Source organism: Paraburkholderia sp. 2C, from assembly GCF_054589215.1.
Genome location: NZ_BAAILL010000049.1, coordinates 116,108 through 139,924, shown reverse-complemented (window position 1 = coordinate 139,924; position 23,817 = coordinate 116,108). Strand labels below are relative to the sequence as shown.

Sequence of the window (23,817 nt, the reverse complement as noted above, 5' to 3'; positions counted from 1 at the left end):
GGACTTGTTTCCAGTTGCGGTTCCCTCTTTACGCTGAAGAGCGGGATTCAGCGATGCGTGTTTTTTTGTTCACCGCAGTGCCGGCCGCAGTGCCGACGATTCACTGCACTGCCGACGCGCATTCTGGCGATGCCTTGCTTGCGGGTCACGCGTACCTGGCACTGCGATTCCGAACGACACGCGTTGCATGCCGATCGGATACCCATCGGCATCGAGTGTAGTCATTGGGTATGCGCCGTCTTTTAGCGGTGTTCACAATTTGTCGAAATCGCACGATCCGAGCACACAACATGCCCGTTCGCACGAGATAACCGCACCCAACCGCTGGTGCGAACGACCGTTCGGGCGATGCGCCGGCCGCGTATGCGAAGCGGCTTCGCGCGTGCGCCGCGCATGCGCAGTCACCACATCGGGTTCGGGCGGACGTGCATATTTGAATCGGCACGTGCTGTTCGGCAAAGGTGGGGCACGCGCGCGCCGGTACTCTCGCCGCAATGACCACGCATCGAACGTATTTGGGGTTGAACCTTTCCGAAATGGTCCTGAACTGTTCCCGAACCGATCACTGAGGAGCTTGCATGACCCGCGCAGTATCACAATCTCTCGAAGGCGAAGCGCGCGAACGCCTGGTTCGCTGGATCCGCCGCCGCATGAAGGAATGCGGTATCAGCTTCGACGCGCTCGAGCAGGCGCTCGTCGACGAAGTGCGCGAGCGCGATGCGATCCGCTATCGCGATGCGTATGGCAATACATGGACGGGAGCGGGCGATATGCCTTCCTGGCTCCGACGCGCGGTGGCTGCCGGACAAAGCATCGAGCATTTCCAGACGCACGGTCTGTAGTGTCTTGATGTGCGGTCACAAACGGAAAACGGGCCGGCGACGCGGACACGGAACCATCAGAATCCCGTACATTGATTGCCGGGATCGACGAGTGCGCGTACGCACAGTACACAAATCGGATTAGACGATTAAACCTGCAGATGAGTTGAGCAAACCAACAGTGGCTCGTGTCAATCCTTTGTAGGGCTAGTTGGACCGGGTCTGTTCGGATACCTTTGAGTGAGCGCGGGAAGCTGCTGTTTCCGCATCGCATGACACTCACTTCGTGCAGGCCGCTCATGATTGCCTTGTCGACCCATTCAACTGAGATTGCCACGGACGCCGTGCGCAGAAAAAACGGCAACCCGATCCATTCCGAGCATCACTGGCGCTACCCCGTTGTCGACGAAGCGCGCGATTCGCTTCCGTATGGGGAAATGATGGTGGCGCGCTGGACGCGCAACGACGCCGGTTCCTTTGAAGCGTCGCATCAAGGGCACGCCGGTTATCACTGCATCGGCCTGAACCTCAAGTGCACGACGCTCAATTTCGAGCATGCGGGGCGCGCGATCGTGTCGGGCCGCGTGACGGCGGGTGCCGTGCAGGTGACCGCGCCGGCCGTGCCGGTCAGCGTGCGCTTCGAGTCGCCCGGCGACGTGCTGCATCTGTTCGTCTCGCAGCAGGCGCTTGCCGAATGCTTCGAAGACCTGTTCGGTCATGCGCACGCCGGAGACATCGTGCTCGCCGATCCGCGCATTCTGCGCGACCCGACGCTCGAGCGGCTCGCGCAGGCGCTGGCCGTTTCGCATTCGACCGACGCCGCCTCGGGCAAGCTGTTTACCGACAGCGTGTGCCTCGCGATCGTGTCGCGGCTCGTGTCGCGGTACTTCACCGCGGCTGCGCGACAAACGCGCGAAGCGGCGGCGCTGCCGCAGTGGCGGATGCGCCGCACGATCGAATTTATCGAGGCGCATTTGTCTGACTCGATCGGCCTGGCCGAAATGGCGCAAAGCGCGGGGCTTACGCGCATGCATTTCGCCGCGCAATTCCGCCGCGCGACCGGCTTGCGCCCGCACGAATATCTGCTGCGCCGCCGGATCGAGCACGCACAACAATTGTTGACGCGCTCGAAGCACAGCATGCTGGATGTTGCATTGAGCTGCGGGTTTCGCTCGCAGTCGCATTTCACCGCGGTATTCAAACGGTTCGTCGGCGATACGCCGTATTGCTGGAAGGTGAAGACGAACGTCAATCAGTGAATCAGTGACTGGGCGGCCTCGACCCGCCGCGAAAAGAATCACGGAGATCAGAACAATGAGCAAACCTGTACCCGCGCGCGGCGCCGAGGCGCTACTCGCCGCGGCGCCGCGGATGGCGGCCCCGTTGATTGTCTACAGCAAGCCGGTTGCGCCCGAGCTTCCGCAGCCGTACACCTTGCCGCCGGGCGTGGCGGCGCGCCGGCACGCGCGGATTCTGAACTGCTGCATTGTCAACGGACGGCGCAAACCTGAATGAGCGGATCAGACGAAAGGACCGGAACAAGCGGAACAAGCGGAACAAGCGGAACAAGCGGACTGAGCGGCACTTCCTTGACGACGAGGTGATTCATGCTGGCCAAGATGATGAATGTGTGCGACCCGTGGCGGCAGACCATTGGTTTGCTCTCTTTAATGTCGGGACGCACGGATCCCGCGGTGACAAGGCTCGCGGCGCTGCATGTGCAGTTCGAACGCAGGAACTGCCCGCTGCCGATCGCGGGCGAGCGCTTCGACGCACAGGTGGCGCTGATCGAGCGGCCGACGTCGGCGACCGCGACGATCGCGTGGCGCGATGCGACGCACTGCTCGTATGGCGATCAGTTGTGGCATGCGGCGCGTGCACGTGTGAACGGCGTATGCGCGATGAGCGGGCGCGCGATCCATGTCGGCGACGCCGTGTTCAAGCCGCGCCGCGGCCGGCCCGCGCCGCTCAACGCGAGCGCGATGATTCTCGCCGCGGTGCTCAACGAAGTGGCCAACGTCGGCGTAGGGACGCGCTTTCCGGTTACACCGGCGGCGGCATGAGCGCGCAACGTGAGTGTGCAACATGAGTGTGGAACATGAGTGTGGAACATGAGTGTGGAACATGGGCTCGGACATGGGCTCGGACATGGGCGCGGGGCATCCGCGAGGAGCGCCGCGGCGTGAGTCTCTAATGAACCGCGGATACCGGTCTCTTCAGCGCCCGGCAGATCTGCTCGACATGGCGGTCATCGGTGCCGCGACAGTCGCCGGCCACGGTCATCCGCTGCAGGAAGCGCCGTAGCGCAGCGTATTGCGCGCCGAGTTCGCGCCGGGTCGCCGTCATCGAGTTCGGTGGCGGGGTCGAGTTCCGCGTGGCTGCGCCGCGAGGCATTCGCCGCACGCTTTCGCAGCGAGCGCGATGCCGAGCGCTTCGTCGATATCGTTCATCGTGAACGCGCCGGCCATGTCCGCCTCGCTGGCCGCGAAGGCTTCGAGTTGGTGAGGCGCAAATATTTCAAAATCCTTTCTTTCTTTTTCTGTTTCATTTATATAGCGTGGAGCCTTCAGATTCATAACGAGGCGCGACGGGCGCCTCGCGGGTAACGCTCGCGTGCGAAAAAATAAACGGTAATAAAAAAAACTGTATGACCTCGGAACGCGAAGAATCGCTTCGCACGCATGGCACGCAAAGCGTCTGAAAGCGCCTGTTTACCGGCAATAAGCGCCGCTGCGGCTTCCTTCAGGGCAGATCGTTCACACGCGCAATATCGTTGCAGTAGCATCTGTCGCAGGGACGACCGATGCGTCCTGGCCTGCAAATTCTTCAGCGTTTGTGTAAATTCGCGCTTGTTCGGTCGATGTGCGGCGCGTGCGAACCGCGCTTCGGCACGACGCGTCTCCATGTAATGTTCCGTATAGATAGTGGAAAGGAGATGGAAAGGATTTGTCGCCGGTCTTTTGATCTGTAGCGAGACTGCGATCGGACCGCACTCGCGGTCCCTTCGAAGAAGTGAAGCGCATCACCCCGCGCCTCCACCAGGCGGTCATTGCCGTACGCGGTGACTGCGATGCCGACATCGATCTCCATGCGCGCCGCAGCGGCTAACGTGCGGCGCGGTTGCATCTTTTGCGGCGTCGGACCAGACGAGGCGTGGACGAGACGCGAATGCGGCGAGGTCACCGCGGGCCCGCAAGGCCCTGCAGTGATGCGCCGCGGTGGCGGCAATCAAGCGCTTTTCCCTGTAACCGTTCTATCCAGGAATACTCATGCTCGGCCTGGTACGTATTGCCCTTCAACGGCCATACACCTTCGTCGTGCTGGCGATCGTCATCTTCATCATCGGGCCGCTGTCCGCGCTGAAGACGCCAACCGACATCTTCCCCGACATCCGCATTCCGGTGATCAGTATCGTGTGGCAGTACACGGGCCTGCCGCCGGACCAGATGGCCGGCCGCATCACGTCGACGTTCGAACGCACGATTACGACGACCGTGAACGACGTCGAGCACATCGAGGCGGAATCGATCAACGGCTTCGCGGTGATCAAGGTGTTCTTCCAGCCGGGCGTGAACATCGCGACCGCGAACGCGCAGGTCACGGCCGTCGCGCAGACGCAGTTAAAGCAGTTGCCGCCCGCGACCACGCCGCCGCTGATCCTGAACTACAACGCGTCGACGGTGCCGATCATCCAGCTCGCGCTATCGGGCAAGGGGCTCTCGGAACAGAACCTCGGCGACCTCGGCTTGAACCAGCTGCGTCCGCAACTCGTGACGGTGGCCGGGGCATCGGTTCCGTATCCGTTCGGCGGCAAGACGCGCCAGGTGCAGATCGACGTCGATCCGGCGAAGCTGCAGGCGCGCGGACTGTCCGCGCAGGATGTCGCGAACGCGCTCGCCACGCAGAACCTGACCACGCCGGTCGGCACCGCGAAGATGGGCGACCACGAATACGTGCTGCAGCTGAACAACGCGCCGTCGCTGATCCGCGATCTCGCCGACTTGCCGGTCAAGGCGGTGAACGGCACGACCGTCTATATTCGCGACGTCGCGAACGTGCGCGACGGCGCGCCGCCGCAAACCAATATCGTGCACGTCAACGGCCACCGCTCGGTGCTGATGTCGGTATTGAAGAACGGCTCGGTCTCGACGCTCGCGATCATTGCGGGCATCAAGCAGCACGTCGACGACGCGCGCGCGGCGCTGCCCGACAATTTGCAGATCGATCCGATCGGCGACCAGTCGCTGTTCGTGCGCGCGGCAGTGAGCGGCGTCGCGCGCGAAGCGGTGATCGCCGCGGTGCTGACGAGCCTGATGATTCTGCTGTTCCTCGGCAGCTGGCGCTCCACGGTCATCATCGCGACGTCCATTCCGCTGGCGATTCTCGGTTCGATCATCGCGCTGTCGGCGCTCGGCGAGACGCTCAACATCATGACGCTCGGCGGTCTCGCGCTCGCGGTCGGTATCCTGGTGGACGACGCGACGGTGACCATCGAAAACATCAACTGGCACCTCGAGCACGGCAAGCCCGTCGAAGATGCGATTCTCGACGGCGCGGCGCAGATCGTGACGCCGGCGTTCGTCTCGCTGCTGTGTATCTGTATCGTGTTCGTGCCGATGTTCTTCCTGAACGGCGTCGCGCGCTTCCTGTTCGTGCCGATGGCCGAGGCCGTGATCTTCGCGATGGTGTCGTCGTTCATCCTGTCGCGCACGCTGGTGCCGACCATGGCGAACTTCCTGCTGAAGCCGCACAATCCCGGGCACGAAGGGGAGGAGCACAAGAAGCCGTCGCGCAACCCGCTCGTGCGCTTCCAGAGAGGCTTCGAAGCGCGTTTCGAGCGGATTCGGGTGGTCTACCGTGGTCTGCTCACGCTCGCGCTCGATCATCGCAAGCCGTTCCTGATCGGCTTTCTCGGTTTTGTGCTGTTGTCGTTTGCGCTCGTGCCGTTTCTCGGCCGCAACTTCTTTCCGGACGTCGATGCCGGGCAGATCCTGATGCACGTGCGCGCGCCGGTCGGCACACGCGTCGAGCGGACCTCGGAAATCTTCGCGAATATCGAAGACACCGTGCGCACGATCATTCCGCCGAACGAGCTCGGCACCGTCGTCGACAACATCGGGCAGCCGGTCAGCGGTATCAACACGGCCTATAACAACACGGGCACGATCGGCTCGCAGGACGGCGATATCCAGATCGAACTGAAGGAAGGCCACGGTCCGACCGCCGAATACGTGCGCCGGATGCGCGAAGAATTGCCGCGCCGCTATCCGGGCGAGACGTTCTCGTTCCCACCGGCGGACATCATCAGTCAGATCCTGAACTTCGGCTCGCCGGCGCCGATCGATCTGCAGGTGCGCGGCAACAACCTCAACGGCAACTTCGCGTACGTGAATGCGGTGCTGCGTGAGATCCGCGAGGTACCGGGCGTCGTCGATGCGCGCATCCAGCAGTCGCAGCAGATTCCGAGCTTCAACGTGAACGTGGACCGCACACGCGCGCAGTTGCTCAATATCACCGAGCGCGATGTGACGAACAGCCTGGTCGTGAACCTCGCCGGTTCGAGCCAGGTCGCGCCGACGTACTGGCTCAACAACGCGAACGGCGTGTCGTACCCGATCGTGATGCAGACGCCGCAGTACACGCTCGATTCGCTGTCCGCGCTGCGCAATATTCCGATCACGGCCGGTACGCCGCTCAACGCGCAGGTGCTGGGCGGTCTTGCGTCGTTCGATCGCACGGCGACCAGCTCGGTCGTCAGCCAGTACAACATCGTGCCGATGGTCGAGATTTTTGCGGCGACCCAGGACCGCGATCTCGGCGCGGTCGCCTCCGACATCCAGAAGATCGTCGCGCGACACGCGAAGGAACTGCCGAAGGGGTCGAACGTCGCGCTGCTCGGCCAGGTGCAGACGATGAACGCCGCGTTCGGCGGCATGCTGTTCGGCCTGCTCGGCGCGGTCGTGCTGATCTATCTGCTGATCGTCGTGAACTTCCAGTCGTGGTCCGACCCGTTCGTGATCGTGTCCGCGCTGCCGGCCGCATTGGCCGGCATCATCTGGATGCTGTTCGCGACGCACACCACGCTGTCGGTGCCGGCGCTGACCGGCGCGATCATGTGCATGGGTGTCGCGACCGCGAACTCCATTCTGGTGGTGAGCTTCTGCCGCGAACGGCTCGCCGAGCACGGCGATCCGGTCAAGGCCGCGATCGAAGCCGGCTTCACGCGTTTCCGCCCGGTGCTGATGACCGCACTCGCGATGATCATCGGCATGCTGCCGATGGCGCTCGCGCTCGGCGAAGGCGGCGAGCAGAATGCGCCGCTCGGCCGCGCGGTGATCGGCGGCCTGCTGTTCGCGACTACCGCATCGCTTTTCTTTGTCCCTATCATGTTTAGCATTATTCACGCGCGCGACAAACGCGCGGCAAGCCCGGCATCCGCCTCGGGAGGTCCTGCTCATGTCGTCTGAATCCGTTGAACCCGGTTTTGAATCCAAATATGCGGGTGCGCCGCCGCGCCGCCGGATCGTCACGGCCGGCATCGTCGGCGTCGTGCTGGTCGTCGTCGTGGTCGCGACGGGCCTCGCGGTTCGCGCCTCGGACTCGCGCAAGCTGAAGAACTGGACCGACGCGCAGGCGGTGCAAACCGTCAGCATCGTCGCGCCGGTCAAGGACGCGCATGGCCCGACGCTCACGCTGCCGTCGCAATTGCAGGCTTACTCGCGCGCGCCGATCTTCGCGCGCGTGAGCGGCTACCTGAAGTCGTGGAATGTCGATATCGGCGGTCACGTGAAAGCAGGGCAACTGCTCGCCGTGATCGAAACGCCGGAAATCGATCAGCAGCTGATCCAGGCGAAAGCGGACCTGCAAACGGCGAAGGCGAATGCCGACCTCGCCGAGATCACCGCGAAGCGCTGGCGCGCGATGCTCGGCACCGACGCGGTCGCGCAGCAGGACGTCGATACGCGCAACGGCGACTTCGCGGCAAAGAAGGCGCTCGTCGATGCCGCGCAGGCGAATCTCGACCGGCTCGTCGCAACCAAGTCGTTCGCGCGCATCGTCGCGCCGTTCGACGGCGTCGTGACCGCGCGCGATACCGATATCGGCGCGCTGATCAACGCGGGCAGCGGCGGGGTCGGTCAGGAGTTGTTCCAGGTGTCCGACGTCAGGCAGTTGCGCGTGTACGTGCAGGTGCCGCAGAACTACGCGCCGATCGTGCATGAAGGCACGATCGCGATGCTGACGGTGCCCGCGTATCCGAACGAGCAGTTCTCGGCGCGGGTCGTCGCATCGGCCGATTCGGTCAATGCGACGTCGGGCTCGACGCTCGTGCAACTGCTGGTCGACAACAGCGAAGGCAAGCTGTTGCCGGGCGGCTTCGCGAGCGTGCAGTTCAAGCTGCCGGTCGCGCCGAACGCATTGCGCGTGCCGGCGAGCGCGCTGCTGTTCGACAGCCATGGTTTGCGTATCGCGACAGTCGGCGAGGGCGATCATGTCGTCTACAAGCGCGTGACGATTTCGCGCGACCTCGGCGATTCGGTCGAGATCGGTGCCGGCCTGCTGCCGACCGATCGCGTGATCGATGCGCCGCCCGACGGTCTGGCCGAGGGCGACAAGGTAGCGGTTGCGGCCGGCGGCAAGAAGGCGGCTCATGGCTAACCGGGTCAAGGCCGTTATGCGCACCGCGCCGCTTGCAGCCGCCACCGCCGCCGCCGCGCTGCTCGTTGCCGGCTGCTCGCTCGCGCCCGACTATAAGGTGCCGCCGTCGCCGGTCGCCGCGCAATACCGCACCATCGGGCCGTGGGTCAGCGCGAAGCCCGGCGACCAGCTCAGTCGCGACGGCTGGTGGAACATGTACGACGATGCGCGGCTCGGCGAGCTCGAGAAGCGGCTGGTCGAGAACAACACCGATCTCGAAGCGGCGTACGCACACTATCAGCAAGCCCAGGCATTTGTGACACAGGTCAGCGCGGATCTGTATCCGAGCGTGACGCTGAATCCGTCGTTGTTCCGCGAGCGGCAGTCGGCCACGCGGCCGCTGCGCTCGGGCGGTCCCGACTACTACAATGCGATCACGCTTGGCGGCGCGGTCAACTATGACGTCGATCTGTGGGGCAGCGTGCGCGATTCGGTGCAAGCCGGCAAGGACGAAGCGCTGGCGACGCAGGCCGATCTCGCTTCGGTGCAGCTGAGCTTGCAGGTGCAGCTTGCCGATAGCTATGTGCAGTTGCGGGGGCTCGATCAGCAGACCGCGTTGCTGCGTCAGACGGTGGTTGCGTTTACGAAGGCGCTGCAGTTGACCGAAGCGCTGCATGGCGGCGGTATCGTCGCGGGGCTCGACGTCGAACGCGCGAAAACGCAGCTGTCGTCCGCGCAGTCGCAACTGTCGCAGACACTCGCGCAGCGCGCGCTGCTCGAGCATGCGATTGCGGTGCTGGTCGGCGCGTCGGCCTCCGAGTTCACGTTGCCCGAATCGACGGCGAATCTGCCGCTGCCGGCCATTCCGGTGGGCGTGCCGTCGGTGTTGCTGCAGCGGCGCCCCGATATTGCGGCAGCCGAGCGGCGCGTGGCGGAGGCGAACGCGAAGATCGGCGTCGCGCGCGCCGCATATTTCCCGTCGCTCACGTTGACCGCGCAGGGCGGCCTGCAGAGTTCCGCGTACGCGAACTTCTTCAGTGCGCCGAACTTCTTCTGGGCGGTCGGTCCACAGCTCGCGCAGTACATTTTCGACGGCGGTTTCCGGCGCGGCCAGCTCGAGGCGGCGAAGGCGGCCACGAGCGAAGCGGGCGCGCGCTATCGCGGCGTCGTGCTGACGGCGTTCCAGCAGGTCGAAGACAATCTGTCGCTGCTGTCGGATCTCGGCACGGCGTTGCAGCAGCAGAAGGATGCGGCCGCCGCGGCCGAACGCGCGCTTTCGCTGGCGTTGACGCAATACAAGCAGGGCGCGGTGGGTTATCTCGACGTGGTCACCGCGCAGACGGCCGCGCTCGACGCCGAAGTGTCCGCGATCCAGATTCAGACGCGGCAACTGAGCGCGAACGTGCAGCTGATTCGCGCGGTCGGCGGCGGCTGGTCGACCGATCAGCTCGAACGGGCGGCGATGGCGCCCGCGCTCGTCGCGGAAGCGGACGAGAAGGCGCCGCAGAGCGCCGGCAAATAGCGCAAAGCAATCAAGGCGCGCACGGCGCTAGCGACGAAAAAGGCCCGCATGCGCGGGCCTTTTTACGTGTGCGGCACGATGCGCCGGCTGGTGGCGGTTCACTCGGTACGGGTTGCCTCGAACAGGAACCACGCGCGGCGTTCCGCTTCGTCGATCCAGTTTTCCAGTTCGCTCGCGCTCGCGACATCGCCGGCGTCGTCGCACACCTCATGCGCTTCGCGCATGTGCGCGGCCAGCGCGAGATTGTCGTCGCGCAGTTCGGCGAGCATGTCTTGCGGCGGCACGTAGGTTTGGTCGTTGTCGCGCACGCGCTGCAGTTTCGCGATATGGCCAATCGAGCGCAGGGTCGTGCCGCCGATCTTGCGCACGCGCTCGGCGATATCGTCGGTCATCGCGAAGATCTGTTCACCCTGTTCGTCGAGCAGCAGGTGATAGTCGCGGAAATGCGGGCCGGACATGTGCCAATGGAAATTCTTCGTCTTCAGATAGAGCGCGAACGTGTCGGCGAGCAGCGGATTGAGTGCGCCGGACACATTGGCAACGGCTTCCTGCGAGAGGCCCGACGGCGTATGCAGCGGGGCTTTGACCTGTTTGCTTTCGGTGCTGTGAGGCATGGCGTTGTTCCTCGATGGAGTGTCGGTTCGAACCAGGTTGCGCGGCCGCGCTTTCAGAGTACGGCAGCGGGCACGGCAGCGCGACTGTCGAGCATCGCGCGACGCGCACAACCGCGTATTGCCGGACGAACGGCGTTTTGCCGATTCGCACGAATTTGCGCGGCGCGCACGGACGGCAGCAGGTGTGCCCGCTCTTGCCGGTATGACGCTTTCGTGCGCGCTTTCGTGCGCACAACACGCAACCGATGCAGATTGTGTGCCATTGCAATTCGTCGGCGCCGGGCGTCACGCATCTTTGGGTATAGCGGTTGCTCAGCGATCGGACAAGCCCGTGCCGCGCGAACGCACCGTTGCGCTCGCGTCGACGGTACGGTCAGTGAAGCCAGTGAAGACCCATCGGAGGGCGGCAGCCATGGCGAACGAGCACAGCGAAGAGCGTATCCGCGAACGCGCATATCACTTGTGGGAGCAGGACGGTGCGCCCGAGGGCCGGGCCGACGAATACTGGGAGAAGGCGCGCAGGCAGATCGACGCCGAAGGCGGCGACGAGCCGGCGCCCGTTTCCGCTGACCAATCGAAAAAACGCACGCTCGAAGACGCCGTGCCGCAGGAGGACCCGAGCGAGACGGCGGGCCAGATGGCGACGCCGCGTGCGAAGCGGGCGCGATAGTCCCCGCTTGCGAAGCGCAAGCTGACCCCTTCACGCAGCGCGCGTAAGCCTTACAAACAAGCCTCACAAACAGGCCTTACCAACGCCGTACGTTGTTTGGGGCATGCGGGCGCCTTACCGGGGGAGCGCATGATGACGACGCCGATCAACGCGTTCCATAACGCGTTCCATAACGCGTTCCGTAACGCGCTGCGCAACGATGCGCTGCGCTTTGTCACGCTGCATCCGACGCGTTTCGTGTGGATCGCGATGAAAGCGTTCCGTGCGAATCAGGGCTTGCTGCTGGCCGGCGCGGTCGCGTATTACGCGCTGCTGTCGATCGTGCCGCTGCTGATTCTCGTCGCGATCGCGTTCTCGCATTTCGTCGGCGAAGCGCGGCTGCTCGATACGCTCGCGCGTCTGCTCGAGTGGCTGATACCGGGGCAGTCGCGCGCACTCGTGAGCGAGCTTGCGAATTTTCTCGCGCATCGCAATGTGGTCGGCTGGCTGCTGCTCGTCACGATGATCTTTTTCAGTTCGCTCGCGTTCACGGTGCTCGAAAATGCGCTGTCGATCATCTTCGTGCATCGCGTGGCGATCCGGCGGCGGCATTTTCTCGTGTCGGCAATCGTCCCTTACTGTTTCAGTCTGTCGCTCGGCATCGGCGTGCTGATCGTTACGCTCGTCACGAGCAGTCTGCAGGTGGTCGCGGCCGACGGTGTGGTGCTGTTCGGCCACGCGATTTCGCTGACCGGCGCGGTGCGGGCGGTGCTGTACCTGCTGGGCGTCGCGGGCGAGGTGTTTGTGCTGACCGCGATCTATCTGGTGATTCCGGTCGGGCGGCCGACGCTGCGTCACGCGTTGACGGGGGCGATGACGGCCGCGCTGCTGTGGGAGATTACGCGGCGCGTGCTCGTCTGGTACTTCGCGACGCTGTCGCAGGTCAATGTGGTCTACGGGTCGCTTGCGACGGCGATCGTCGTGCTGTTCAGCCTCGAAGCGCTCGCGACATTGCTGCTGTTCGGCGCGCAGCTGATTGCCGAGTATGAGCGGCTTTGTGCGCCTGCGCGCGTCGCTGCACCCCGGCCGCCCGAGCCACCCGCACCGCTGCATACGAGCTAGCGCGTTGCGCGCGATGCCGGGCTGACGCGCCGGTTTCGATGTCCTTTATGCTACCGTTGCCGCTTCGCCGCGGGCGAGGCACCGGCCTGGGCGCGCGAGTGCACAGTCGCCGCGGATTCCATATGCATCGGGGAGGAGACCGGAATGAAAGTCGCCGTGATGGGCGCGGGCGCCGTCGGCTGTTATTACGGCGGCATGCTTGCGCGCGCGGGCCATGAAGTCGTGCTGATCGGCCGCGCGCAGCATGTCGATGCCATGCGCGCGCAGGGATTGCGCCTGGAAGCACAAAGCTTCGACGAATACGTGCGCGTCGAGGCCAGCACCGAAGCGGGCGCGGCAAAAGGCGCGCAACTCGTGCTGTTTTGCGTGAAATCGACCGATACGGAACATGCCGCGCGGCAGTTGCAGCCGCATCTCGCCGCCGACGCGCTGATTCTGTCGCTGCAAAACGGCGTCGACAATGCCGAGCGTGTGCGCGAGCAGGTCACGCAGGACGTGGCGGCTGCTGTCGTCTATGTGGCGGCGGGGATGGCGGGGCCCGGACATGTGAAGCACAACGGCCGCGGCGAGCTCGTGATCGAGCCGTCGCATACGAGCGATGCGGTTGCGCGCGCGCTGATCGAGGCCGGCGTGCCGACCGAGATTTCCGGTAACGTGCGCGGCGCGCTATGGGCGAAGCTGATCCTCAATTGCGCGTATAACGCGCTATCGGCGCTTGCGCAGTTGCCGTACGGTCAACTCGTGCAGCGCGAGGGGGTGACCGATGTGATGCGCGAGGTCGTCGATGAATGCGTTGCGGTGGCGCGGGCCGATCGCGTCTCGATTCCCGGCGACGTCGACGCCGCGGTGCGGCGTATCGCGGAGACGATGGCCGGCCAGTATTCGTCGACCGCGCAGGATCTCGCGCGCGGCCGGCGCAGCGAGATCGATCATCTGAACGGATATGTCGTGCGGCGCGGGGCGGCGCTCGGGGTCGCGACGCCGGCCAATCGCGTGCTGCATACGCTCGTGAAGCTCGTTGAAAGCAGGGAGGGTGGCGCGGCTGCGTGATTCGATGTAATGCGCGAATGCAATGTGCGAATGCAATATGTCCCTGCAATGCGCAGCGCGGTGCCGCGAGGCTTCGTGCTAGCATCATCGCCCGCATCGCTTTTCCTGAACGGGACTGCGGCACCGGTGTCGCGGTCCCCGTGCCAACGAGGTCCCCGATGACTGATTCCACCACGCAATCCGCTGCTCGTTCTGCTGCTTCTTCCGCCGCTTCTTCCACCACTCATCCCGCTCTCAAACCGGGCGCTGTCGCCGTCATTACCGGCGGCGCGGCCGGCATCGGCCTTGCGGCCGCGAAGCGTTTCGCGCAACTCGGGCTGCGCGTATGCATCGCCGATCTCGGCGCCGAGCGTCTCGCGCACGCGGTCGATCAGATTGCCGCTGTCGCCGCGAACGGCAAGGAAGACGTGTTCGCGCAGCAGACCGACGTCAGCCGCATCGACGACGTGCAGCGCCTGCAGACGGCCGTGCGCGAGCGTTTCGGCGGCACCGACGTGCTGATGAACAACGCCGGCATCCAGATCGGCAGCACGATGTTCGGCCCCGGCGACCACTGGCAGCGCATTCTCGGCGTCAATCTGTGGGGTGTGATTCACGGCACGCAGACGTTCGTGCCCGGGATGATCGAAAGAGGCCGCCCTGGCCTCGTGATCAACACCGGCTCGAAGCAGGGCATCACGACGCCGCCGGGCGACCCCGCCTACAACGTCGCAAAGGCCGGCCTGAAGGCTTTCACCGAAGCGCTGCAGCATGAGTTGCGCAACACGGCGAACGGCAAGATCAGCGCGCATCTGCTGATTCCCGGCTTCGTGTTTACCGATCTCACGCGGCGCGACCGCACCGAAAAGCCGGCCGGCGCATGGACGCCCGAAGAAACGGTGGACTTCATGATGGAGCGTCTCGTGGCCGGCGACTTCTATATTCTGTGCCCCGACAACGACGTGCCGCGCTCGCTCGACGAACGGCGCATTCTGTGGGCAGCCGGCGATATCGTCGAAAACCGTCCGCCGCTGTCGCGCTGGCATCCCGATTACGCCGCGGCTTTCGAAGCGTTTATCAAGCAGCGCTGAGCGGCTGGCGGCCGAGCTCGACCCGCGCAGCCTGCTTGCCTTTCATGCGGGCGGTTTGCAATGGCCGCCGCCCGCGTCTGCTTTTTGCACGGCGCATCAACCGCGCACTGGCGCAATCCACCGACTTCAGGCTATCGTTCGCCTCAGCGTCCGGGCCGGCAGCGCCGTCGCCCCGCCGTCGCCCCGCTGTCACCTCGTTGTCACCTTATTCATACCCACTGCAGACATGATTGCCGACTTCGTCTGGCGGCTGATGGCCGCGTTCGCGTGCGGTGTCGCAATCGGCCTCGAACGGCAGATGCGCCAGCGCACCGCGGGGCTGCGCACGATCACGCTCGTGGCGAGCGGCGCGTGCCTGTTCGTCACGCTCGGCGTGCTGACGGGCAACGGCACCGCGGGCGTCACGCAGATCGCCGCGTATGTGGTGTCCGGCGTCGGCTTTCTCGGCGGCGGCGTGATCATGCGCGACAAAGGCTCGATCCAGGGCATCAATACCGCGGCGACGCTCTGGTGCGCGGCCGCGGTTGGCGTGCTGTGCGGCAGCGGTCACTATGGCCCGGCGCTCGCGGGCACGATCGCCGTGCTCGCGGCCAATACGGTGCTGCGCGAAGCGAGCCGCATGATCAACGCGACGCCGGTATCGAGCGCGGACCTGATTCGCCAGTATGTGATCACCGTCGTATGCCGCGAGGACGACGAAATCCATATCCGCACGCTGTTGTCCAATTCGATGTACTCGCAACCTTTGTCGTTTCAGAGCCTGACGAGCCGCGACGTCGAGGGCGACCCGCCGCGCATCGAAGTGACCGCGACCGTGCGCATGCATCCGAAGGATCAGGCGAAGCTCGAACTGATGGCGAGCCGAATCAGCATGGAAAAGGGTGTGTCGAGCATCAGCTGGAGCGGTACGGAAGTCGAGCCTACGCCGGAATAATGGCTTTGGCGGGCACCTGCGCGCACAAACATCCACAGTGATATCGAAGGAGGACCGTCTTTTGCCGACCATCAATCCCGAGCGCCTGCTGGGCGACCTGCGTACGTTACGCAGCTTCGGTGCGACCGGACCCGGTGTCGTGCGGCTTGCGCTGTCGCCTGTCGACATCGAGGCGCGCCGCTGGCTCGCCGGCCGCATGAGCGACGCCGGGCTCGATGCGCAGATCGACGGCGTCGGCAATGTGTTCGGCCGCTCGCGCCATGCGGGGCCCGCGTTGCTGATCGGTTCGCATACCGATACGCAGCCGACCGGCGGCTGGCTCGATGGCGCGCTCGGTGTGATCTACGGTCTGGAAATCGCGCGGGCGCTTGCCGAAAGCGACGACACGCGGCATCTCGCGCTCGACGTTGCATCGTGGATCGACGAAGAGGGCACGTTTTCAGGGTTTCTCGGCAGCCGCAGCTTCGTGGGCGGCGAGCACGAAGCATCGGTTGACGAAGCAATCCGTTGCGCGCGCAACCGTGACGGGCAGTGGCTGCACGACGCGCTGCAGGCTGCCGGGCTTGCCGGCCGCCCGCGCTCGCGTCTCGAGCGCGGGCGTCACGTTGCTTATTTCGAGCCGCATATCGAGCAGGGCGGACGGCTCGAAGCAAGCGGTCACGCGATCGGTGTCGTCACGACGATTGTCGGCATGCGCGAGCTGCGCGTGCGCTTTGCCGGCCAGCGCAATCATGCGGGCACGACGCCGATGTCGATCCGCCGCGACGCGGGCGCGGCGCTCGTCGCGTTTATCGCGCGCATGGACGATGCGTTTCGTGCGCTCGCCGATGCCGATACCGTGTGGACCGTCGGCCGTATCGATCTCGAGCCCGGGTCGTTGAGCGTCGTGCCGGGCCAGGCGGACCTCTATCTGCAGTTCCGCGACGGCAACGCCGACCGGCTCCTTGCGATGGAAGCGGCGCTCGCGGCACTCGTGCGCGAGTTCGACGCGCGCGGAAGTGTCGGCGTCGCGCTTGCTGCGCTCGACGAAGCCGTCGAGCCTGTCACGATGGACGCGGTTTTACAGGAACACGTCGCACGCGCCGCTCAGGCGGTGGCGCCGGGCCGATGGGTGCCCATGCCGAGCGGCGCCTCGCACGATGCGCAGATACTCGCCGCGCATCTGCCAGCCTGCATGATGTTCGTGCCGAGCATCGGCGGCATCAGTCACGATTTCACCGAGAACACCGCCGACGAGCATATCGTGCTCGGCTGCGAGGTCGCGGCCGCAGCGGCGGCGTCGATCTTGCGGGCGGTGGCGACCGGGCGCGAGACGGGCTAGACCAGGTCAATGCACTGACCGGCTGGCGGTAAAGGCAGAATTTTTCGGACCGCGTGTCGATTTCCTCCGGTTTCGTTCGTCGTTCAGTCGAAAGGCCCTGAACAACGCACGTTCCCCGGAGGTGACGCCCGATGACACTCAAGCTCTACGCCCACCCTTTCTCTTCGTACTGCCAGAAGGTCCTGATTGCGCTGTATGAGAACGGCACGCCGTTCGAATGGCGCGCGCTGTCGCCCGACCATCAGCAAATCGCCGGCGAATTCGCGGCGCTGTGGCCCATCAAACGCTTTCCCCTGCTGGTCGATGAAGGCCGCACGGTGATCGAGTCGACCATCATCATCGAATATCTGGGCCTGCACTATCCGGGCCCGGTGCCGCTCGTGCCCGACGATCGCCGTGCCGCGATCGAAGTGCGGACCATGGACCGTTTCTTCGACAACTACGTTTCGACGCCGCAGCAGAAAATTGTCTTCGACGCCCTGCGGCCCGAAGCGGAGCGCGACGCGCGCGGCGTCGCCGATGCGCGCGCGATGCTCGACACGGCCTACGCATGGCTCGACCGCACGATGGCGAATCGCACGTGGGCGGCGGGCGAGCACTTCAGCCTTGCCGATTGCGCGGCGGCGCCTTCACTGTTTTATGCGGACTGGACGCATCGGATCGGCACCGCCTTTCCGAATGTGATCGCGTACCGGCAGCGGCTGCTTGCGCGGCCTTCGTTCGCGCGTGCGGTCGACGAGGCGCGGCCGTACCGGCCGTTTTTTCCGCTGGGCGCGCCGGACCGCGATTGAATCGTTTAGCTATGCAACGAGTTCCGCATGGAACTTCTTCCTCAGGAGATTGATATGGCGAACACGCCCACCCTCGTTCCCGCCGTCGAACTCGCACAACGCAACACGATGACGTTCCCCAATGAAAGCGCCGAATACCGGCGTGCCCGCAACGCGTTGCTTGCCGAAGAAATCGAGCTGCGCCGGCATATCGAGCGTGTCGCCGCATTGCGTCGCGCCCTGCCGCCGGGCGGCACGGTCACCGCCGACTATCGCTTCGAAGGCGAGCGGGGCCCGGTCGATTTCGCGGGGCTTTTCGGCGACAGGCAGACACTGGTTGTTTATAGCTATATGTTCGGCCCGCAGCGCGAGCGTCCGTGCCCGATGTGCACGTCGTTGTTAAGCGCCTGGGAAGGCGAAGCGGCCGACCTGCAGCAGCGTGTCGCACTGGCCGTCGTCGCACGGGCGCCGCTTCAGAAAGTACTCGCGTTTACGAAGGCGCGCGGCTGGCGCGACCTGCCGTTGTACTCGGACCTGAACGGCAACTTCAGCCGCGACCATTACGCGATTTCGGAAGAAGGCGGCGATGAACCCGCCATCAATGTGTTTACACGCCGCGACGGCACGATCCGCCATTTCTGGGGCAGCGAGATGGGCTTCTCGACCGCGGACCCCGGCCAGGACCCGCGCGGCGCGCCCGATCCGATGCCGCTTTGGACCATCCTCGACCTGACGCCCGAAGGACGCGGCACCGACTGGTATCCGAAGCTCGAATACCGCTGATCCTTAGGCCGGATCGCGCCGCTTCTGCTTCACGCCGCCTGCTTCGTGGCGTCAGCCGTCAGACCGTCTGCGCATAACGCGGCCGCAGCGCAAGCGCGCGGCCCGCCGCGGCTGGCAACGTATCGGTTGCGACGAGCACCGGCGTGTCGGTATGACGCAGCAGCTCCTTATACAGGTTCTCGCGGAAGAAGCTCAGGAACGACTTCCGCCGGTTACCGACGACAAGCAGATCCGCGCCGATCTCGCGCGCGTGGTCGGCAATCGCGCGGCCGATCGTGCTGCCGCACATCGGCAGCACGATCGAGCGCGCATCGCCGGCACAGCCGGACTGACGGATCGCCTCGAGGCAGCGCGCTTCGACTGCATGCCCGTACGCATCCATTGCCGCGAACGTCGCGCTGAAATCGCAGGTCTCGGCGCCCACATACGGCGGCACCGGATCGACGACATGGAGGGCGGTGACGCGCGCGCCGATTTCGTGCGCGAGCCGGAGCGCTGCTTCCAGCGTGATCGAATCGGGACGGGTGCCGATTGCAACCAGAATGTGCTTGTCCATTTGGGGCCTCGCTTGCGTGTCCTACCGCGTGATCGTGTTGATACCCGCAGGCTTGCATGACGAGTTGCCTGAAGCCATGACCTGCATGATCGGCGCGGCGAATTAGCGAAGAATGAGAGGCACCCGCTTGCGTTGCATCGCGGCGGCCATGCGCGATGCAACGCAACAATTGAGTTTCGCGAGCCAGACATTAAGCTGTCGCCGCCCGCGCATTCTGTGCGCGAGCGAACGTATGGCGTTGCATTCGGCGAAATTAGGGCCACGCGTATTGCATACCGCGAAAACAGCTTGTCGGAAGTGTTTTATTTGCGTTTAGCCCGGTGGCGGTCATTGTTTCCTGGCCTAAAAACGAATTCAGCAAATCATTCATGCGCCAATGTGCGGGTTTGCCGGTGCAAGCCGCCTCATATCCGCTGATGAATCGGGCATGCTTTTCAGTGGCCTGTTCATTCATGAAACGCTTTTCAAAACCCGTTGTGCGCGCAAGCAACCTCCAGTATGTGCGGGGTTTCCCTTGCGGAAATCCTCGTACAGACAGGCACGCTGCGCGGCCGGCCCTTGCACTGTGTGTGCCAGCGTACTTTCACCGATGAAACGTTTCTTCGGCGTGCTGAGAATGCACGTCGATGGTTTGCAACGTTTCCCCTGCCAGCAAAAGGTCGGCGTCGCTCTGGCACAGACCTCGCTTAAGGCGAGCCCGCGCTAACCCGAGGTCTCGCGTTCAGGAGACACCTGGCAGCGCTGCACATAAACGCCGCACGCGAGACCAGGAATTCCCCGATGTTTTTCAATTGTGCCAAACATGGCACGGGGACTTCCTTTGTCTGGAGCGCGGCTCCGACAAGCGAGGAACCATGAAAAACAGACGCTCTAGCCGGCGCATGAGTGCCGCAGTCAAGGCGACTGCCTTGCTGCTGGCGCTGCTCGCGCGCGACTACTGCGCCGCGCAGCCCAGTGCCGCAGCGGATTCACCGGGGAATGTCGCAGAAGGCCAGATCATGACCGATCGCGACCAGATTCGCAGACAGGTATTCGAACTGGCGGGCGGCGGCTCGCCGCAGGTCGCGCTGGAACAGGCGCGCACGCGTCCCGATGCGTTTTCGCAGAAGGACCTCTTGCAGATCGAATCGCTTGTCGTGGTGACCGAAGTGCATTGGGGGCGGCAGCAGGCCATCGCAAGCGACGACCCCGACCGGCTTTCTCAAACGAAGTCCGCCCTGGCGCATATCGACGACATGCTCACGCGCATTCCCGATGGGGACGAATACGTGGAGGTTCGCCGCGCGGTGCTGGCCGAACGGGTTGGCGCATTGCAGGGCGTTGGCCGCATGAAGGAGGCCACCGCGCTCTACGAACAGCTGTCGATCTCGAAAGAGCCGCTGCCCGCGCGCACCTATGCGGCAGCCGGCGACGCCTACACGTATCTCGACAAGCCGCGGCTCGCGGCGCCCGCTTATGAACGCGCGCTGCAAACGCCGGTCGACCCGCTCACGCCGTCGGTCGAACCGCACGTGTTGAAGCGCATCGACGTGCAGGAAGGGCTGTTCTTCGCGTACCTCGATTCGGGCCGGTACGGCAACGCGCAGCAACTGCTGAAGCAGATTTCCGCGAGCACGCCGATTCGCGCCGATCTTTCCGAACACCCGGAAGACGTCAACGAAGACTATGGCCGCGTGAAAAAGCTGCAGGCGCAGTACCTGTTGTATACGGACCGCACGCGTGAAGGCGTCGAGGCGCTCGACGCGCTGCGGCACGAGGCGCCGTTCGATCCCGCGCTGATCAGCGCGCGCTCCGATGCGTCGCTCGTACAGCAGCGGCCGCACGAAGCCGAACGGATCTACGCGGGCACGCTCGTCGATCACCCCGGCGATATCGAGACGCTCGCCGGTCTCGGCGAGACCGCGCTGCAACTGAACCAGTACGACCGCGCGGCCGAGGTCAATGCGACGTTCGCCGATCAGTTCCCCGACAACAACACGGTCAAGAAATTTCAGCGCGACTACGAGGCCTACAAGAGTCCGCAACTGATCGTGGCCGCCAACGGGCAGAAGGGCAACTCGGTCATTGCCGACAACGACTGGGGCGTCGACACGCAACTGTATTCGCAGCCGATCGCGCAGTACTGGCGCGTGTTCGCGCATCAGTTCAGCGGACGTGCGGATACCGGCGACGGCGATAGCGTGAGCCGCGTGCGTAACGGTATCGGCGCCGACTTCCGTCTGAACGGCATCGATGCGGCAGCCGAGGTCGATCACTCGACCGGCGGCAACTCGTACACGGGCGCCGCGGGCACCTTGGGCTACGCGCCCGACGACCACTGGAATTTCCAGGCGGGCTTCGACACGAACAGCAACGGCTTGCCGTGGAAGGCATACCAGGCCGGCATCACGGGTCGCACGCTCGGCGCGAGCGCGCGCTATTCGGTGGACGATCGCCGCTACTTCGATCTGTCGTACGGCGTCGGCCGCTACAGCGACACCAACCTGAACCAGCAGTGGGCGGCGATCTGGTACGAGCGGTTCCTCAATACGCCGAATCATCAGATCTCGACGTGGGTCGAGTTCAACACGAGCAGCAACACGGTGACCAACACCGTCTATTTCAGTCCGCCGCGCGATTACACCGCTCAGGTCACCGCGATGTACCAGTGGACGCCGTGGCGCAACGCCGACAAGTCGTTTGCGCAACGTGTGTACGCCACATTCGGCGGATACCGGCAGAGCAACGTCGGCGACAGCGGGTTGTGGGAAGTGCGTCTCGAGCAGGCATGGCAGCTCGGCACGCGGGCCTCGCTCGCTTACGGGATCGGGGTGGCAAGCCAGCGGATGGACCGTACCCGCGAGACCAGCAAGCTCATTTACCTGAACCTCAACATTCCCTTGTGAGCCATCATGGACAAGCTCAATCGCAGACGTTTTCTCGCTTTCGCCGCCGCGTTGTCGGCCGTGCCCGCCGCGCAGGCCGCGCAGTCGCGCTTCAACCTCGACCTGATGCCGCAGCCCGATGCCGACGACGGTCTGACCTTCCGCGTGCTCGCGATTCACGACATACGCGACAACCTGCACGCGGACATCGGCTCGGTGGCCGATACCTGCGCGATCAGCACGGCCACGCTGAACATGCTGTTCGCGTGGCTCAAGGGCAATAACTTCCAGCCGGTGAGCGTCGACCAGATTCTGGCGTCGCGCAACGGCGGCCCGCGTCTGCCGCCGCGCGCCGTGCTGCTGACCTTCGACGACGCGTACAAGAGCCAGTACACGCGCGCCTTCCCGCTGCTCAAGCAATACAAGTATCCGGCGCTGATCGGCGTCGTGACGCGCTGGACCGATACGCCGGCGGGCGACCCGGTGCGCATCAGTCATAAGTCCGTGATGGAGCCCGGCTACTTCATGAGCTGGGACAACCTGCGCGAGATGGCCGACTCGGGCCTCGTGGAAGTCGCGTCGCACACGCACGACATGCATCACGGGGCGCTCGCGAACCCGCAAGGCAACGAGCTGCCGGCGGCAAGCGCGCACCTGTACTACCCCGAACTGCAGCGCTACGAAACCGACGAGGAGTATCGCGCGCGGATTCACGGCGACCTCGAGCGCAGCGTCGGGCTGATCCAGGCCAAGACCGGCGTCAAGGTGCGCTCCGCGGTGTGGCCGTACGGGATGTACAACCAGACGCTGATCGAAGCGTCGCAGGCGCTCGGCATGGGCGTGCACTTCACGCTCGACGACGGCCCCAATACGCCGGACGTGCCGCTCACGAAAGTGCGCCGCCTGCTGGTGTCGTACGACTGGGACGTCGGCACGCTGATCGGCCAGATGCGCGTGGCGCGCGCCTATCGCGGCGAAAAAAATCCGGTGGAGCGGGTGGTCAACGTGTCGCTCGACGAGCTGTACGACCCGGACCCGGCGAAGAGCGAGGACAAGCTCGGCAGGCTGCTCGACCGCATCAAGGACCTCGAGCCGAAATCGGTCTACCTGAAGGCGTATTCGGACCCGGACGGCACGGGCGCGGCGCGCGCCGTGTATTTCCCGAGCCGGCATATGCCGATGCGCGCGGATCTGTTCAACCGCGTCGCGTGGCAACTGATCACGCGCGCTGGCGTGCAGGTCTATGCGCGCATGCCGCTGCTGGCGTTCCAGTTGCCGGCGGGCCACCCGGCCGCCGGACGCGTCGTCGAAAACGCGATGGGCAATGCGCGCGTCGCGCGCCTGAGCCCGTTCGACGAAACCGCCCGCGCGACGATCCGCGACATCTACGACGACCTCACGCGTTATGCGAGCTTCAACGGCATCGTGTTCGGCGAGGACGCGACGCTCAACGAATACGAAGACGTGAGCCTCGCCGCGACCGACACGTATGCCACGTGGGGCCTGCCGCGCGATATCGCACGCATTCATGCGTCGGACAGCCTCATGCGCCACTGGGCGAGCGCCAAGACGATGTATCTGACCGCGTTCACGCAGGAGCTTGCGCAGCACGTGCGTGCGTATCAGGGCGGCGGCAACGTGCTGACCGTGCGCGCGCTGTCCGCCGAAGCCGTGTTCGATGCGGATGCCGAGCGCCATTTCGCGCAGAACCTCGACGTGTTCGTCACGAACTACGACTTCGTCGCGCTGGCCGCGTTTCCGGACCAGGCTGCCAACCGGGCAGCGGGCCGCGAAGAGCGCGCGACGAACAGCTGGCTCGACTCGCTCACGAAGACCGTGCTCGCGCATCCGAACGCGGCGACGAGGACCGTGTTCGAGCTGCCGGCCGTCGATCCGGCGACGCAGCGGCCGATTGCGTCGAATCTGCTGCGCGCACAAATGAAGCGGCTCAATGCGGCAGGCGTCGTGCATCTCGGTTATGGGCCCGACGACTTTATCGCGAACCAGCCGGACACGGCGATGCTGCGCGACGTGATGTCGGTGCAAAGCACATTGCGCTCGAACCAGGGGATGCTCGGCTGACCATACGCGCCCGCTGGTCCGGTC

The 23,817-nt window shown here is 64.7% G+C and carries 21 protein-coding genes; 17 read left to right on the top strand and 4 right to left on the bottom strand.

Annotation, left to right across the window (positions count from 1 at the left end):
* Positions 1-578: 578 nt before the first annotated feature.
* From ACYPXD_RS24960 to ACYPXD_RS24945, 4 genes are all read left to right on the top strand, one after another.
* The gene (locus ACYPXD_RS24960; RefSeq protein ID WP_459717337.1) at positions 579-842 is read left to right on the top strand and encodes an H-NS family nucleoid-associated regulatory protein; all 264 of its coding nucleotides are present in this window, start codon (positions 579-581) and stop codon (positions 840-842) included.
* A 278-nt stretch (positions 843-1,120) separates the two neighbouring features.
* Positions 1,121-2,080: a helix-turn-helix domain-containing protein gene (locus ACYPXD_RS24955; protein ID WP_459717335.1), complete on the top strand. Its 960-nt coding sequence runs from the start codon at positions 1,121-1,123 to the stop codon at positions 2,078-2,080.
* Positions 2,081-2,135: 55 nt separating this feature from the next.
* Positions 2,136-2,336 (top strand): hypothetical protein, encoded by a 201-nt coding sequence (locus ACYPXD_RS24950; RefSeq protein WP_459717333.1) that lies wholly within the window; start codon positions 2,136-2,138, stop codon positions 2,334-2,336.
* A gap of 92 nt (positions 2,337-2,428) precedes the next feature.
* Positions 2,429-2,884, top strand: a complete 456-nt coding sequence (locus tag ACYPXD_RS24945; protein ID WP_459717331.1) for a DUF3331 domain-containing protein — start codon at positions 2,429-2,431, stop codon at positions 2,882-2,884.
* A gap of 279 nt (positions 2,885-3,163) precedes the next feature.
* Here the strand turns inward: ACYPXD_RS24945 and ACYPXD_RS24940 are convergent, their stop codons facing one another.
* Together ACYPXD_RS24940 and ACYPXD_RS24935 are read right to left on the bottom strand one after the other, a co-directional pair.
* Positions 3,164-3,397: a hypothetical protein gene (locus ACYPXD_RS24940; RefSeq protein WP_459717329.1), complete on the bottom strand. Its 234-nt coding sequence runs from the start codon at positions 3,395-3,397 to the stop codon at positions 3,164-3,166.
* Positions 3,394-3,726: a hypothetical protein gene (locus tag ACYPXD_RS24935; RefSeq protein WP_459717326.1), complete on the bottom strand. Its 333-nt coding sequence runs from the start codon at positions 3,724-3,726 to the stop codon at positions 3,394-3,396. The genes ACYPXD_RS24940 and ACYPXD_RS24935 overlap by 4 nt, the downstream gene beginning before the upstream one ends.
* A 364-nt stretch (positions 3,727-4,090) precedes the next feature.
* On the opposite strand from ACYPXD_RS24935, the gene ACYPXD_RS24930 reads away from it, so the two are divergent.
* From ACYPXD_RS24930 to ACYPXD_RS24920, 3 genes are read left to right on the top strand one after another with little or no spacing between them, the layout of a single operon-like run.
* Positions 4,091-7,288, top strand: a complete 3,198-nt coding sequence (locus ACYPXD_RS24930) for an efflux RND transporter permease subunit (RefSeq protein WP_459717324.1) — start codon at positions 4,091-4,093, stop codon at positions 7,286-7,288.
* The gene (locus ACYPXD_RS24925) at positions 7,278-8,477 is read left to right on the top strand and encodes an efflux RND transporter periplasmic adaptor subunit (RefSeq protein WP_459717321.1); all 1,200 of its coding nucleotides are present in this window, start codon (positions 7,278-7,280) and stop codon (positions 8,475-8,477) included. Before ACYPXD_RS24930 ends, ACYPXD_RS24925 begins: the two co-directional genes overlap by 11 nt.
* Positions 8,478-8,493: 16 nt before the next feature.
* The gene (locus ACYPXD_RS24920; protein WP_459718498.1) at positions 8,494-9,978 is read left to right on the top strand and encodes an efflux transporter outer membrane subunit; all 1,485 of its coding nucleotides are present in this window, start codon (positions 8,494-8,496) and stop codon (positions 9,976-9,978) included.
* A 98-nt stretch (positions 9,979-10,076) separates the two neighbouring features.
* Here ACYPXD_RS24920 and ACYPXD_RS24915 read toward each other — a convergent pair whose 3' ends face one another.
* Positions 10,077-10,592: a Dps family protein gene (locus tag ACYPXD_RS24915; RefSeq protein WP_459717319.1), complete on the bottom strand. Its 516-nt coding sequence runs from the start codon at positions 10,590-10,592 to the stop codon at positions 10,077-10,079.
* Positions 10,593-11,004: 412 nt separating this feature from the next.
* Here ACYPXD_RS24915 and ACYPXD_RS24910 point away from each other — a divergent pair, with 412 nt between their 5' ends.
* The 8 genes from ACYPXD_RS24910 (at position 11,005) to ACYPXD_RS24875 (ending at position 18,291) form a co-directional block, all read left to right on the top strand.
* A complete protein-coding gene (locus tag ACYPXD_RS24910; RefSeq protein WP_459717317.1) occupies positions 11,005-11,262 on the top strand; it encodes a DUF2934 domain-containing protein in 258 nt (85 codons plus the stop codon).
* A gap of 132 nt (positions 11,263-11,394) precedes the next feature.
* The gene (locus tag ACYPXD_RS24905) at positions 11,395-12,363 is read left to right on the top strand and encodes a YihY/virulence factor BrkB family protein (RefSeq protein WP_459717315.1); all 969 of its coding nucleotides are present in this window, start codon (positions 11,395-11,397) and stop codon (positions 12,361-12,363) included.
* A gap of 144 nt (positions 12,364-12,507) precedes the next feature.
* On the top strand, positions 12,508-13,413 hold the full coding sequence (locus ACYPXD_RS24900) for a ketopantoate reductase family protein (RefSeq protein ID WP_459717311.1): 906 nt from the start codon (positions 12,508-12,510) through the stop codon (positions 13,411-13,413).
* Positions 13,414-13,571: 158 nt separating this feature from the next.
* Positions 13,572-14,483: an SDR family NAD(P)-dependent oxidoreductase gene (locus ACYPXD_RS24895; protein WP_459717309.1), complete on the top strand. Its 912-nt coding sequence runs from the start codon at positions 13,572-13,574 to the stop codon at positions 14,481-14,483.
* A 226-nt stretch (positions 14,484-14,709) separates the two neighbouring features.
* Positions 14,710-15,417, top strand: coding sequence for an MgtC/SapB family protein (locus ACYPXD_RS24890; protein ID WP_459717307.1), 708 nt, complete (start codon positions 14,710-14,712; stop codon positions 15,415-15,417).
* A gap of 61 nt (positions 15,418-15,478) precedes the next feature.
* Positions 15,479-16,738 carry a Zn-dependent hydrolase gene (locus ACYPXD_RS24885; protein ID WP_459717305.1) on the top strand — a complete coding sequence of 420 codons (1,260 nt, stop codon included), beginning with the start codon at positions 15,479-15,481 and terminating at the stop codon, positions 16,736-16,738.
* 131 nt (positions 16,739-16,869) lie between these two features.
* The gene (locus ACYPXD_RS24880; protein WP_459717302.1) at positions 16,870-17,529 is read left to right on the top strand and encodes a glutathione S-transferase family protein; all 660 of its coding nucleotides are present in this window, start codon (positions 16,870-16,872) and stop codon (positions 17,527-17,529) included.
* 54 nt (positions 17,530-17,583) lie between these two features.
* The gene (locus ACYPXD_RS24875) at positions 17,584-18,291 is read left to right on the top strand and encodes a DUF899 family protein (protein ID WP_459718494.1); all 708 of its coding nucleotides are present in this window, start codon (positions 17,584-17,586) and stop codon (positions 18,289-18,291) included.
* A 58-nt stretch (positions 18,292-18,349) separates the two neighbouring features.
* Here the strand turns inward: ACYPXD_RS24875 and ACYPXD_RS24870 are convergent, their stop codons facing one another.
* Positions 18,350-18,847, bottom strand: coding sequence for a universal stress protein (locus tag ACYPXD_RS24870; RefSeq protein WP_459717300.1), 498 nt, complete (start codon positions 18,845-18,847; stop codon positions 18,350-18,352).
* 854 nt (positions 18,848-19,701) lie between these two features.
* Between ACYPXD_RS24870 and pgaA the strand changes: the two genes are divergently transcribed.
* Both pgaA and pgaB read left to right on the top strand, forming a co-directional pair.
* Positions 19,702-21,732, top strand: coding sequence for a poly-beta-1,6 N-acetyl-D-glucosamine export porin PgaA (gene pgaA / locus ACYPXD_RS24865; RefSeq protein WP_459717297.1), 2,031 nt, complete (start codon positions 19,702-19,704; stop codon positions 21,730-21,732).
* 6 nt (positions 21,733-21,738) lie between these two features.
* A complete protein-coding gene (gene pgaB / locus ACYPXD_RS24860) occupies positions 21,739-23,793 on the top strand; it encodes a poly-beta-1,6-N-acetyl-D-glucosamine N-deacetylase PgaB (RefSeq protein ID WP_459717295.1) in 2,055 nt (684 codons plus the stop codon).
* Positions 23,794-23,817: the final 24 nt, after the last annotated feature.